Raw genomic sequence first — 12,359 nt, 5'->3', positions numbered from 1 at the left:
ATTAATTAAAAAAGTAAATATTAGTTTAAAATATATGTAGTGATTGGAATGATTTTAAAGCAAGTAATAGTTCTTTTTTTAATTGCATTTATTGCAACGGTATTCTTCACATGGTATGTTAGAAGAATATTGCTTAAAGCAAGGATTACAGATAATCCTATCGTCAGTGAACACAGACATAAAAGCGGCACGCCAACTATGGGCGGTATTGCATTTTTATTTTCCATTGCTTTGATTATTTCAATCAGTTTTCAGCATGCTCAGATTTCAGTTTTATCATTCATCATCCTTATCGGAGGTATTGTAGGTCTCGTGGATGATTTGATCGGACTGAAAGTTAAAGAGGTTCAAAAAGTGGTTGTCAACGTTTCCGATGAAGTGATAACCCTGGGAAGACTGGACGTCCAGCCTCAGGAAGAGGTAAGGGTAGCTACTCCTAAGGCAAAAGCCGAAATAGATAACCTTCTCGATGAAGGAAAGGTTGAGGTTGTAGGTGAAGTTCCAATCAAAACAGAACCTGAAGAGCTTGAAAAAATTATTTGTCAAATTGTAATCGGTTTATTTTTAGGTTTAACCGGAGTTGTAACATCATTGGGCGGATTCCAATTAGGTATCTTAGCTATTCCTGTTGTCATCATAGGTATTCTAGGTTCCATCAATGCAGTTAATCTTATTGACGGTATGGACGGTCTTGCAGCGGGAATCGTGGGAATCGCTTCCATTGCATGTTGTGTCTATGGTTATCTCTTTGGACAAATGAACGTTCTACCTCCATTTGCAGTTTTAGCAGCGTTATGTTTAGGATTTTTAGTATTCAACAAATATCCTGCTTCAATATTTATGGGAGATACCGGATCATTTGTACTGGGTACAGGTTATGCGGCAGCAGTTTTAATATGTGATATACCATACTTTGGTGTTCTTGCATTGGGCGTACCTATCATATCAGTTATTGTAAGCCTGCTCCACAGGGCACACATCATTAAATTGCCTGTTGAGCCGTTACACCACACTTTAAATCATTATGGCATGTCTGAAGTTAAAATTATATTGACATATTGGGCATGTACCGTATTGTTATGTGTAATCGGTATAGTTGCTAAAATGTATTTCTTTTAATTTTCTTTATTTTTGGTGTGTGAAATGAAAATTGATGAATTGGCTAATTCAATTAATGCAAAAATTGTAGGCAGTGATAATTTTTATTTAAACCAGGATTTCACTGGAAGATTTACCTTATTGAATGATGCGGGAAAAGGAGATATTGTAATAAGGCACTGGATTAACGGCAAGGGTATTGAAATCGCATCTGCTAAAGACATTGCATGTCTGATTACCCAAAACCCTAAGGATGGCGCAGTCGAAAAAGCCGAAGAATTGAATTTTCCATTAATAATTACAGAAAAAATCGAACTGGCCAATGCTTATGCACTGAAATGGACTGTGGACAATTACTCTCCAAATTCCACAAACATCGTCATTACCGGAACAAACGGCAAGTCAACCACTTCCCATTTAATCTATCATATTCTAGGCAGTGCCGGTTATAATGCATTTACAAATACAGACAGTGAATCCGAATTCAATACATTAATCGATCCTATGGTTTCCAAACTTATTTCAGATGAGGTGAATGCCAACGGTGAGCTGGATTATCTTGTAATTGAAGTGTCTGAGGTTCAGGGATGGCTTGGAAACTTGATGAAAAATCATGCTTCATTAATGTCTGAGGCACTTAATCCGAAAGTCGGAGTAATAACAAACATCGCAATGGACCATATCGGCCTTGTCAATTCAATCGATGAGGTTTTCGATGAGATTTCTGCTGTTCCAAAAGCTATCGGCGATGGAATAACTGTCATGAATCATGATGATGAACTGGTCAGAAAACTTGACTCTGAAAACCCGTTCTACTGGTCCATGAAAGATAAATCCTGCGATTTATACTTTGACGACGGAATCTTTTACAATGGCGATTTAATCATTGAAAAAGAGGATTTGCCTTTTACAAGCGGCCACTTTATTCAAAATATTCTCTCGGCTGTGGGGGCCTGCATTAACTTGGGCATTGATTTAAATCAGATAAAAGATGCAGTCAATTCATACCGGGCACTCAACAGACGTTTTGCAAAATTAAATGATAAGCCGTTAATCATCGATGACTTTGCACATAATCCCGATGGAATCAGAAATACCATTAACGAGACAATAAAGCTTTTGGATGATAATCAGAAACTCCATGTTGTGTGCGCCATAAGAGGTTCACGGGGTGTTGAGATTAACCAGCTGAATGTTGAGGCTTTAGTCGACGTTTTAAGGGATGACATCAATCTGTTCCTCTCATCCAGTAATGATGTTGTAAACGATTTGAATTATGTTACTTGCGAAGAAAGGGAAGTATTTTTCAATGTTTTGGATGAAAATAACAGAAATTATACTCATTTTGACAATTTAATTGATTGTTTAACTCATGTCTGTGATTTGGCCGGTGAAAATGATATAATTTTACTCATTGGCGCTCAGGGAATGGACCCTGCCGAATCATTACTAAAAACTATTCTATAAATTTAAATATAATATTAATTAAAAATAATACTGTATAGATTTTTTATTCCTAAGAATAATATCTAAGAGGATAAAAACATGTTTATGAAGATTAGAAGAGACACATTAATAATTTTATTATTAGCGTTTATTTTGATTCTTTGTGGTCGTTTAATTACATATGTCGCATTTGCTTCATCTGATGAGGTCGGTGACGGTGTACCAATCTCTGGAATCATTGTTAAAGGAAATGATATAGTTCCAGTAGATACAATAAGATTAAATGTTATGCAAGCTGGTTTCCGTGACGGTAGTGTAATATATGGCGACATATTGAAAACTTCCAAAAGAGAAGTTTCGCTGAAGGATGCGATACAAACGGCACAAGAATTTGCTAAAGAGTCGACGGTTCCGGGAACGTCAGTTACTCCTATTACTGCAGCTGATGTTCAGGTTGATAAAAATACCGGAATTGTTACTGTAACAGTTATTGAAGACTTTTCGTCTGTTAAAATAGAAGATCAAGATAAAAATACTTAGAGGGATACGATTTGAAGAGATTAAAAATACCAATTATTTTTTTCATTATATTATTAATGACTATGAGTAGTGTGGCAGCTACTTGTAACATTATTGTTATTACTGACCCTACCGGTCAAGATCCTAATGGGGCAGCTGCAGGAAGTATGTCTTTTGCAGAAAACATGTTCCAGTCAACATTTTTAATGTCTAAAGATAATCATTTCGCAGTTCTCTCCGGGGGTACAGGTAGTTCTGATGTTAGGTTAGATTCAATTGTGGATGCAGTTGCCAATTTGGAAAATAATGTATCTGCAGCGTCTGCAGCTTCTATTGCAAGCAGTTATAGTGGGGCTCGTCTGGTAGTTGGAGGTCCGTATATGGGTGCTGCAATCGGTGGTTCATTTGATGCATACGTAATTACAGTAAATGATGGTGACAGTTCAATTACCGTAACTCCATACAGCAGCGGTGTAGCTACTTTGCCTGTAGGTCAGAAAGGAGCTATTATTCACTTGAGAAATACTAATGGAAACCCTATGTACGGTACTGCAGACAGTGTTCGTAAAGAAACTGCAATGAATATTGGTAAAATGATTAGGGACGGATATCCTGCAACCACCATTCTTTCCGAGGCTTTAGGTGAAGTTGCCCGTGATTCCGGTGAGAGATATGGTGGGGGTGGAGTCAACCTTGTTTCTGGAATATCCACTTCAGACATGTTTACTCCTAATGAAATGAATTCCACGGGATTCCCGATGGATGATCCTTATTCCAAGATTTGTGAAGATTGTGGTTGGGGTGTCGGTTATCCTACTGCAGAGAATTATGACAAATGTCCTGTATGTGGGCATGATTTGAAAATCGTTTACGCATATGAGGCTTTAGGTAATACACTTACTGTCGGTGAGAATTCAGTCAGTGTTTCTGTCTACGGTAGTGGTAAACCTGGTATTGCTGCAACTACAAAAGAAATAGTTCAGGCTTCTGTAAACAAATACGGATATGATGCATCAGCTATTGCAGGATCAATTAATAAAGGTATTAACAACGGTCTTTTAATGGGTGTTGATCACATTGAACCTAAAGACATTAATGTAAAACCTGATTCCAAAGCTGTTGGAGTTTATTATACTGCACTTCCGGGAGACAGGTCTGCGCCGGCATGGGATTTACCTGTTGACGGAAATATCCTGAATATTCTGGGCAGTATTCAGACTGCGGTTGGTATTGTATTGATTTTACTTGTCATATTCAGAAGCAGGTTATTGAAATCATTCCAAAATCGGTGAATCTCACCGTTTTTATTTTTTTTTAAATAGGAGATTATTATGGCATTAATTTTAATCAGAGGGGAGAACAAAACAAAGATATTAAGTGCTATTTCAGATATTGAAAGGCACGGAAGTTTGACTTTATCAACAAAACCAAAAGTCATAAGTGCAGAATTTGCCGATTCTTTGGTGGAACAGATTTTAAAATCAAAACTTAAAACCCATTCTAATGTTGCTACTGCATTTTTCGTTGAAGAGGACACTACCTTAAGCATTTTAAAAATTAAACAGATTCATCCTCCGGCACATATTGTTGTTGTCAGTCCGGAATACAGGGGTTATACTGAATTGAAAGAAAAATTAACAATTGCCCATGATATGGATGGTTATAAATCATACAGAGCTTTAAATGCTGGTAAAATTGATTACTCTGTTAAAGGTGAAAAAAGATATATTCAAAATAATAAATTAAATAGCTATTTGGAATAGCTATTTCCTTTTAATTTTCATTATGTTTCCGAGCGTTCTTTCGCCGGATGAACTGTTCATGAACTGATTTAAATCAACATCATTTACATCTTCGAACAGTGTAATGTTCAATGCTTTTTCTAATTTTTTTGTTAACTTGTTGTCAGGAGTCATTTTTCCAGATTCAATCCGGTTAATAACAGAAACTCTTTCATTAATTTTTTTTCCTAAATCTTCTCGAGACCAGTTTTTAGCTTCTCTTGCGTTTCTTACAGCAGTATTGTAATTTTCTATCAATTCTTCTGTAGGTTCATCGTTTCTGTAATTTCTTTTTGGCTGCACGTTTCTTTTTCCTTTTTTCTTTTGTTGCTGGAATTTTGGTTTTGGAGGTGCTTTCTGTATTGTTCCAAGTTTTGCACAATCCTTACATACAACCACAACTGATCCTTCAATTTTTGCTCTTGTAGGATTTGTTTCACTTACGGGTTTACCACAAATTTCGCATTCCATATTAATCAGTTTTTAAATTTAATTATGTAATTTTTTATCTAACTTTAATAATAAATTTTTGTTTCATTAAACTAAAATAAATAACTTTAAATATTTAAAATTACTAAATGTTAGCCCAAAAAATAACCAGTAAATATTACTCTTCAACTGCTCTCTAACACAAAAGCAAAGTATATAAGAGTGATATAAATGAAAAATATGAGACCTACAGACCAAATCCTAAATGAAATATTCAGAGAACGTAACTCCTCAATTAACACACAAAAATCATATGCAAGAAGTGTTAATCAATTCGAGTTATACTTCCAACAACATTTAGGAGAAATATTAATCATTGCAGAAACAGAAGAAGATCAAGGAATACCATGGAGAAAATCCACACTAAGACAATATCTAATAGAATTCAGAAGCTACCTATATGATAAATACAAATCAAAAACAGCTAAACTATACCTTACATTAATAATATCAATATTCAGGCATTTTGAATTCGTAATACCAAAATTACCACGTTTTAGTGAAGACATTGAAGTCATACCCATACTTCCTGAAGACATTCCAGACCGTGACATGCTACAGAAATGTCTTGAAATAGCACCTAAGATTGTTGAAACATTCGCATTATTCACATCAAGTTCAGGAATGAGCAGGCGTGACGCCTTGAACTTAAAAGTAAAAGATTACCTGGAAGCCACCAAAGAATATCATAATAGCAATAATGTCCAGGAAGCTATTAAAGAAATGAATAAATCTAATGTTGATATTGTACCTTGTTTTAGAGATTTAACACGTCAAAAAACGGGTTTGCCATATTATACATTTTGCAGTCCGGAAGCTGCCGAATCCATAAACAATTATCTTTTAAGTAGAAGAGTTTTAATTTATGATGAAACAGGTGAGGTAGTTGGAACCAGAGATGTAAATGTAAATGATGATCTGTTTGATGTATCATACCAATGGATTGGTGATTTGTTTGATGAAATCAATGAAAAACTAGGATTGGGTAAGGCCGGCAGATATAACCGGTTTACTATTCATATGATGCGCAGGTATCATGCTACTCAGTTGCATGCAGCAGGAATGAGTGAAGATAGGATTAATCTTTTGCAGGGTAGAACTCCAAAGAGTGTTATTCATGAGTCATATATTCGTGTAAAAGCAGAAGACTTAAAAGAAGAGTATATTCAATGCTTACCGTATATAGTGGTTACTGAAATTGATAAGGTGCGTACAAAGTTAGATGTTGTTAGTGAAAAGAAAGAAGTGTTGGAAAATGAGAATATTGTTTTGAAAAATGAGTTATCTGATATTAAGTCTAGGCAGGATAATCTTGAGAAATTGATCATGGAAAATATTGGTGAGGACCGTTTGGGTAAACTTAACAAACTACTATAATATTATGTTTTTGTTGAACACTAATTTTCAAAACACATTGTGTTTCATTTTTTAGTGGTGAACAAATAACTATATTTTATTTTATTTTATTAAACAAAGGCTTATTTAATGCTTTATTTTATGAATAGAAATATTTATAAACATTATCAGATAAAATAAATACTATACAAAAAAGGAGTACCATATGACGATTACAGTAAAAGATTTGAAAAAGTTTGATGATAATGTAAATATTTTACTTAGTGGAGGCGAAGTATTTAGTTTAAGAATAGTCTCCACAGATCATTGCACTGTTTTTTTAGAAGCTTATATGGAAGAGTGTAATCTCGGTGATTAAAGATGACTTACAGACATGATAATTGTGTTTTCTTCAATATAATTGATGGAAATACTGCCGAATGTTTAAAACATAAGAAAACATTCCTAAATATAAATGGATTTAAGAAGCATTGTGATGATTTGGTTTTAAATCCATTAGAGTTTATTAGTCATTTATTATACTCTAAAGAAAACGATAAAGGTAATACATCTATTACTTGGAGGGAAACTGATAAAAAAGCTGAAAAGATATTAGAGAAATATTTTTTTGCTGGAATGAAAATTGAAAAAAAATGAAGGTTGAAAAAAATGGATAAAAAAATAATACTACTACTAATTACATTATTAACATGTATATGTGTTATCGCTACAGTAAGTGCTTCAAAAGCTCCTGAAAGGATCTATGTAAATGAAAGTTATAATTTCACATACTATTCATTTGATTCAGCACCAGGGAAAGCAAACTACTTTTCAGGTATAGATGCCTATGATGATGCATTTTACTTCCCTTATGAAGCGGAAAGTAAGATGGCTGAATTTAGTCCAATGTTTAATCAAATGTTTATCTATGGAAATCAGTATGAATCTGGTGATGATGTAGATATAAATAATGTACTTGGACAAAAAATAGGTGGATTGTCTAAAGATAAAGGGACATTTGCTTTTAATATGCCTGTAGATAAAAACTTCAGCTTCACTTGGACTGGAGGCCATCAGGTAGGTTTAAATGATGATGCAAAAGAGATTAATGCAGTATATGATGCAGATGGTAAATTAATTTGGAAAAAATAATGAAATATGGTTTTTATAATAATAAGTGGGGTCGTAGAAGTGGCAGCTTCTCACCCACTAGGTTATAAAAACAAGAAAACCCATGGGGTTACCAATGGTTGAATTCATAACCTATTTTAATATTAGATGTAAAAACTATTTAAAACTAACTATTAGTTATTTAAATAGTCCTCAAGGAGAGGTCGTACCATACCACGCATTAGCGAAGGCTATATTTAAAAATGGTGTTTCTATTTTTAAAAAAATAATAAAAAAGGTTTATTCTAATTTTTTAGCTATTACAGTAATTTTACCATCAGTGACATCAACTTGCCAGTCCATTATGTCTCCAGGTTGTACGTCAAGTACTTTCACAATTTCTTTAGGTAACCCTACTTTTAATGATTTAGTTTGGGGGTTGGCATAATTAATTTTTGATGTATAATTAAACATTATCATAACCTCCATATTTGTTATTCTTTATATTAATATTTATAAAAAGGTATTAATAAAGATATTTATTTAAATAAATACCTAAATAGATACTTTTATATATTAGATAAACTAACATTATAATCAAGGAAGTAAAAATTTGAGTGGCAGCTCAAAAACACTTTCAAAAATCCAATGGTTGAATTAAAATGACAAAGTTTGATGAATATTTAACAAAAATAAAAGTCAACCCCTCAGAGTTGACTCAAGAAGCTGTAGACACGCTCTACCTTGGATACGTCAAACTCCAGGAAATCAATGGAGTTGATCCACAATGAAAGGTAGATACGAACATATAAGACTACCTCAATTGGAACGCATGTACACTGGAGTAACTCATAAAAAAGAAGAACTCCAGAAAAAAATGGCTGCTGACATGGGTAGAATAGGTTATCATGATATTCTACCTCGCAACTTCAGCATTATTCCTGAAATACAAGAATGCAGCTTACATGATTTAACACAATTGGAAGAGCTTGATGAAACTTGTTTTGATATATGTTGGGCTATTGAAAAGAAAAAACATGAACAAAAAGGCACACTCCACGTGTATGAAGCTAGTTTTAAATTTTACAGTTTCAGAGATGTGCTTTCTGATGTTGAAATAGACAGGTTTTTTAAGAAACTTCCTGGTATGAATAGTAATACTATCATTCAGGAGCTTATTAAAAATCCTAGGTTCCTGGAAGAGGTGACGGTATGAGCTGTGTAGAATCACAAGTGCAAGGTTTATTCTATGAAAAAGGAATACTTGTCACATGCACCGACAGGCCATGGTACAATAATCCTTTTGGATCAGACAAAACATTTCATGGAATCGAAGTTCATAAAAAAGATACTGGTTTTGTAGCAGACCAATTATCCCGTTTAGGTGTGGAATATAATGTTCTTGATGGAAGGTACCGTAATACTAAAGGTTGCTGGACTCATAAATCATTTAATTTTATTGAACTCCCTAATCACGTGGAAGCTTACCAGGCTATTGTTGAAGGAGGGATTGTATGAGTATATTCAAAAGGAATAAACATGAACCTGTGCATGATTTACATCCAATAGATGATCCACATAAACATGACAATGAACATTTGGAAGAAATCCTTAAGGGGATTTCTCCAATCCTAGTTATTATAATGGTTTTCATCTTATTAATTTTGCTTAGTATAAGGTTTGGTTTTGCTTTCAGTACTGAAGCAAATGCATGGCAAAGAATGGGGATGATAATATGAGTTCTGATTCAAGAACAATGAATATTCATGAAAAAGTAATGGAAGTAAACATGACTTTATTTGGTATGAATATACCAAAATCTGGTTATAACAAACATAAAGACTTCTACTATCATGAATTAGAGGACATGATTGAACCAGTCAGTCAATTATGTTATAAACAACGTGTGGCACTAGAATTTCCCTACTCTGATGATGTTGGAATTTTGAGACTTGTTGATTTAGATAATCCAAAGGAGTATCTTGTCTATAGAATAACGTTTCCTGAATTGATTGTTGAACAGGGAAATCCGAATAATAAATTGATTCAAACATTAGGTGCTAATGTTACTTATTTGCAAAGGTATCTATTAAAATTAGCATTCCCTGCATTATCTGATAAAGATAGTGTGGATGCTGATGATAATAATGCTAGCTCAGCACGTAAGAAAAACACTAAAAAAGAACCTAAAAAACCAGTTAAAAAAGAAGATACTGAACCAAGAGATTTAAATCTACAGGAACTACTTGACAAGGCATTAACTACACTTCACAAGAAAGGATTATCCAATGAAGAAATAACAGCGTATGCTGTGAAAAAACAAATACAGAAAATCGATAAGTTCAATAAAAAAGAGTTAAATCTCATATACGATTTTGTAAATGAATATTTCAATAAGGAAGGTGCTTCTAAATGAGTTCCTCCAATATTACTATTTTATCAGTAAGTCGTTACAGATTTGGTTTATCTTTCCTGGTGCAAGGTGAAACTGGAAAATATACTGTAGATTGGAATATTTACAAAGGATGGATTTGTGATTGTCCGCATCATCTGTTCAGGCATGCTTATTGCAAGCATATTGCTGCATGTAAAAAGTATGTCATGGAGCATGGTTTGTTATTGCATGATAAGTTATGGTTTGATGATCCAAAAAGTGAAATCATTGTTAATGAGGTGAGTGTATGAGTAATAAGACGAAAGTTACTCTCACTTTGGATACTGATTTAGTCGATTTGGCTAAAATCAGTTATCCTAATTTCAGTGGACGTATGAATGAGTTGTTGAGTATTGATTTGCATGCTGAAACGGAAGAGTCTAAGCTTATGAAGGAGATTGCGAAATTACATGATGAATTGGAGATTAAGGAAGATAAATTATGTGATATTCGTAAGAAACGTTCTGCTTTGGAAGGTGAGGCTTCTAATATTAAAGAGGTTTTATCTTGGGCCAGGAACATTTATGAACGTAAAGGTGTTATTGGTTTGAATATGTTGGAGCGTGAGTGTAAGAAACAGAAGGTTTCTTTTAGTAAGATTAGGGATATTTTGGAGCAGGAGGATGTTGCTTTTGTTAATTTTGCATAATGATACATACAAGTATGTATTGTCTTTAGGGTCTGTTTCAAGTGTATCTTGCGAGGCTCTCGTGAGTAGAGTATGTATTTATCTGTATTATACATACAAATACATACTTGACTTATTATTCGTTTTTTTAGAGAGGAAATTATTATTATTTATTATTTATTTATTATTTCTTTATCAAACAATGATAAAATATAACAATGTTAATATTTCAACAAGAAGGGATTAAAAATGATTTTAACCAAAAAAGAAGAAAAATTAGGCAAATCCGAAGCAGTCTATTATTTACTGTTAAGTGTGGGTGAAAAAGATACCGAATACTTCCTTAATATTTGGGATATGAAAGGTCAAGACGATACTCTAGATTTATCTCTCATGGAAGAGATTTTATTTTTTGAAGATGCAATTGTCATATTCTCTAAAAAAGAGTATGCAATGTTTATCAATTTAAATCATGTTCTGAGTATTGATTTAGTTATAAAGGAGGCTTAAATGTATGTGCACATTAGATGACTTTCAACAAGAGGAAAAAACATTCAAAGACGGTGAATACACAGTCTGGGCAGAAAACATACAACAATTAAAACCAGGAGATGTAATCTTCCTAACAACATCCGAAAAAGAATATGATTGTATGTGTGGCTGTTTCATGAATGATATACCACGCTGCGCAAGGGTAAATGTAGAAATTTTGAATGAAGATCATGCTGGAGATGATATTGTTTATGCTTCAGCTAAGGTCAAGGAAGTAATTGAAGTGGGGTACTAAAATATGATTACTGTTATTAGTCAGTCCACTAGTGAACGTTTGGAGGAAACAAGACAATTATTCCAGCAGATTAAACCATTCCTGGATGAAGGTTTAAGTTTTAATAAAGCATTTCTTAGAGCAGGTTTGTTTTCTTCTAAGTATAAAGATCATATCTCCTGGTGTAATTATGGGTGGAGTCGTGATGTGGTTGAATATGCTAAAAAGCAAGGTTACGGAGTATAAACAATGCCGGTTACTATAGATGAATTATCTGATGAAATAAAATTTTTAGAATCAACTGCACAGCATGTTTTAAAAGATAATTATCCTGATGGATGGTATCTTAATCATTGTGGTTTTGCTGAGTTGGATATTAGTAAAGCAACAGAAGACCAAAAAAAGATACTCTTACGTAGGTTGGGTGGTTATAATCCTGAAGTATTTGGTGATAATTATATGCACAGCAACTGTAGGTTAATGATTGATTTAAATGAAATTTTAGATTTTTAAAAAAGGAGTTAGTCAAAATGGATGAATCTGATAAAAGATTAGAACAAATCACAAAGGGATTTGATGAAATAATAAAGGAAGCTGTTAGGCCGAGATGTCCTTTTTGTGGTGCAAAACTTAGTAACTATTGGTTTTATGAACCGGTTTATTTTAAATGTTTGCAAGAGTTTCAGATTTGTCCGAAATGTAAGAAAAAAGTGGTGAAAAAATGAATGAAAATAATAGTGGAGTTTATATTTT

22 protein-coding genes are annotated in these 12,359 nt (G+C 33.4%); 20 read left to right on the top strand and 2 right to left on the bottom strand.

Features of this window, described 5'->3' with window-relative positions:
* The first annotated feature begins 48 nt into the window (after window positions 1-48).
* The 5 genes from ACKI44_RS00295 (at window position 49) to ACKI44_RS00275 (ending at window position 4,826) form a co-directional block, all read left to right on the top strand.
* The gene (locus ACKI44_RS00295; RefSeq protein WP_407420721.1) at window positions 49-1,119 is read left to right on the top strand and encodes a glycosyltransferase family 4 protein; all 1,071 of its coding nucleotides are present in this window, start codon (window positions 49-51) and stop codon (window positions 1,117-1,119) included.
* A 24-nt stretch (window positions 1,120-1,143) separates the two neighbouring features.
* Window positions 1,144-2,565, top strand: coding sequence for a Mur ligase family protein (locus tag ACKI44_RS00290; RefSeq protein WP_407420720.1), 1,422 nt, complete (start codon window positions 1,144-1,146; stop codon window positions 2,563-2,565).
* Window positions 2,566-2,643: 78 nt separating this feature from the next.
* Window positions 2,644-3,084 (top strand): hypothetical protein, encoded by a 441-nt coding sequence (locus tag ACKI44_RS00285; RefSeq protein WP_407420719.1) that lies wholly within the window; start codon window positions 2,644-2,646, stop codon window positions 3,082-3,084.
* Window positions 3,085-3,140: 56 nt separating this feature from the next.
* The gene (locus ACKI44_RS00280; protein WP_407420718.1) at window positions 3,141-4,355 is read left to right on the top strand and encodes a hypothetical protein; all 1,215 of its coding nucleotides are present in this window, start codon (window positions 3,141-3,143) and stop codon (window positions 4,353-4,355) included.
* Window positions 4,356-4,394: 39 nt separating this feature from the next.
* Complete coding sequence (locus ACKI44_RS00275) at window positions 4,395-4,826, top strand: DUF356 domain-containing protein (protein WP_407420717.1); 432 nt, start codon at window positions 4,395-4,397, stop codon at window positions 4,824-4,826.
* On the opposite strand, the gene ACKI44_RS00270 is transcribed toward ACKI44_RS00275, so the two are convergent.
* Window positions 4,827-5,315, bottom strand: a complete 489-nt coding sequence (locus ACKI44_RS00270) for a multiprotein bridging factor aMBF1 (protein WP_407420716.1) — start codon at window positions 5,313-5,315, stop codon at window positions 4,827-4,829.
* A 189-nt stretch (window positions 5,316-5,504) separates the two neighbouring features.
* Between ACKI44_RS00270 and ACKI44_RS00265 the strand changes: the two genes are divergently transcribed.
* From ACKI44_RS00265 to ACKI44_RS00250, 4 genes are all read left to right on the top strand, one after another.
* On the top strand, window positions 5,505-6,710 hold the full coding sequence (locus ACKI44_RS00265) for a hypothetical protein (RefSeq protein ID WP_407420715.1): 1,206 nt from the start codon (window positions 5,505-5,507) through the stop codon (window positions 6,708-6,710).
* Between the two features lie 184 nt (window positions 6,711-6,894).
* Window positions 6,895-7,047, top strand: coding sequence for a hypothetical protein (locus tag ACKI44_RS00260; protein ID WP_407420714.1), 153 nt, complete (start codon window positions 6,895-6,897; stop codon window positions 7,045-7,047).
* A gap of 2 nt (window positions 7,048-7,049) precedes the next feature.
* The gene (locus tag ACKI44_RS00255; protein WP_407420713.1) at window positions 7,050-7,325 is read left to right on the top strand and encodes a hypothetical protein; all 276 of its coding nucleotides are present in this window, start codon (window positions 7,050-7,052) and stop codon (window positions 7,323-7,325) included.
* A 12-nt stretch (window positions 7,326-7,337) separates the two neighbouring features.
* Window positions 7,338-7,820: a hypothetical protein gene (locus ACKI44_RS00250; RefSeq protein WP_407420712.1), complete on the top strand. Its 483-nt coding sequence runs from the start codon at window positions 7,338-7,340 to the stop codon at window positions 7,818-7,820.
* Window positions 7,821-8,078: 258 nt separating this feature from the next.
* On the opposite strand, the gene ACKI44_RS00245 is transcribed toward ACKI44_RS00250, so the two are convergent.
* A complete protein-coding gene (locus ACKI44_RS00245) occupies window positions 8,079-8,252 on the bottom strand; it encodes an AbrB/MazE/SpoVT family DNA-binding domain-containing protein (protein ID WP_407420711.1) in 174 nt (57 codons plus the stop codon).
* Between the two features lie 349 nt (window positions 8,253-8,601).
* Here ACKI44_RS00245 and ACKI44_RS00240 point away from each other — a divergent pair, with 349 nt between their 5' ends.
* From ACKI44_RS00240 to ACKI44_RS00190, 11 genes are all read left to right on the top strand, one after another.
* The gene (locus ACKI44_RS00240; RefSeq protein WP_407420710.1) at window positions 8,602-8,994 is read left to right on the top strand and encodes a hypothetical protein; all 393 of its coding nucleotides are present in this window, start codon (window positions 8,602-8,604) and stop codon (window positions 8,992-8,994) included.
* A complete protein-coding gene (locus ACKI44_RS00235; RefSeq protein ID WP_407420709.1) occupies window positions 8,991-9,296 on the top strand; it encodes a hypothetical protein in 306 nt (101 codons plus the stop codon). The genes ACKI44_RS00240 and ACKI44_RS00235 overlap by 4 nt, the downstream gene beginning before the upstream one ends.
* Entirely contained in the window at window positions 9,293-9,517 is a 225-nt protein-coding gene (locus ACKI44_RS00230) for a hypothetical protein (protein WP_407420708.1), read from the top strand. The genes ACKI44_RS00235 and ACKI44_RS00230 overlap by 4 nt, the downstream gene beginning before the upstream one ends.
* Window positions 9,514-10,194 carry an ERF family protein gene (locus ACKI44_RS00225; protein ID WP_407420707.1) on the top strand — a complete coding sequence of 227 codons (681 nt, stop codon included), beginning with the start codon at window positions 9,514-9,516 and terminating at the stop codon, window positions 10,192-10,194. The genes ACKI44_RS00230 and ACKI44_RS00225 overlap by 4 nt, the downstream gene beginning before the upstream one ends.
* A complete protein-coding gene (locus ACKI44_RS00220) occupies window positions 10,191-10,463 on the top strand; it encodes a hypothetical protein (RefSeq protein ID WP_407420706.1) in 273 nt (90 codons plus the stop codon). The genes ACKI44_RS00225 and ACKI44_RS00220 overlap by 4 nt, the downstream gene beginning before the upstream one ends.
* Window positions 10,460-10,861 carry a hypothetical protein gene (locus ACKI44_RS00215; protein ID WP_407420705.1) on the top strand — a complete coding sequence of 134 codons (402 nt, stop codon included), beginning with the start codon at window positions 10,460-10,462 and terminating at the stop codon, window positions 10,859-10,861. The genes ACKI44_RS00220 and ACKI44_RS00215 overlap by 4 nt, the downstream gene beginning before the upstream one ends.
* A 228-nt stretch (window positions 10,862-11,089) precedes the next feature.
* On the top strand, window positions 11,090-11,350 hold the full coding sequence (locus ACKI44_RS00210) for a hypothetical protein (protein WP_407420704.1): 261 nt from the start codon (window positions 11,090-11,092) through the stop codon (window positions 11,348-11,350).
* Window positions 11,351-11,354: 4 nt separating this feature from the next.
* The gene (locus ACKI44_RS00205) at window positions 11,355-11,627 is read left to right on the top strand and encodes a hypothetical protein (RefSeq protein ID WP_407420703.1); all 273 of its coding nucleotides are present in this window, start codon (window positions 11,355-11,357) and stop codon (window positions 11,625-11,627) included.
* A 3-nt stretch (window positions 11,628-11,630) separates the two neighbouring features.
* Complete coding sequence (locus tag ACKI44_RS00200) at window positions 11,631-11,852, top strand: hypothetical protein (protein ID WP_407420702.1); 222 nt, start codon at window positions 11,631-11,633, stop codon at window positions 11,850-11,852.
* Window positions 11,853-11,855: 3 nt separating this feature from the next.
* Window positions 11,856-12,119: a hypothetical protein gene (locus ACKI44_RS00195; RefSeq protein ID WP_407420701.1), complete on the top strand. Its 264-nt coding sequence runs from the start codon at window positions 11,856-11,858 to the stop codon at window positions 12,117-12,119.
* A gap of 17 nt (window positions 12,120-12,136) precedes the next feature.
* Window positions 12,137-12,331: a hypothetical protein gene (locus tag ACKI44_RS00190; RefSeq protein WP_407420700.1), complete on the top strand. Its 195-nt coding sequence runs from the start codon at window positions 12,137-12,139 to the stop codon at window positions 12,329-12,331.
* Window positions 12,332-12,359 lie beyond the last annotated feature (28 nt).

The sequence above is a fragment of the Methanobrevibacter sp. genome (assembly GCF_045646205.1).
In the GTDB taxonomy this organism is placed as follows: domain Archaea; phylum Methanobacteriota; class Methanobacteria; order Methanobacteriales; family Methanobacteriaceae; genus Methanocatella.
The sequence above is the reverse complement of the archived record's forward strand: the minus strand, read 5'-3'. Positions and strand labels throughout refer to the sequence as shown.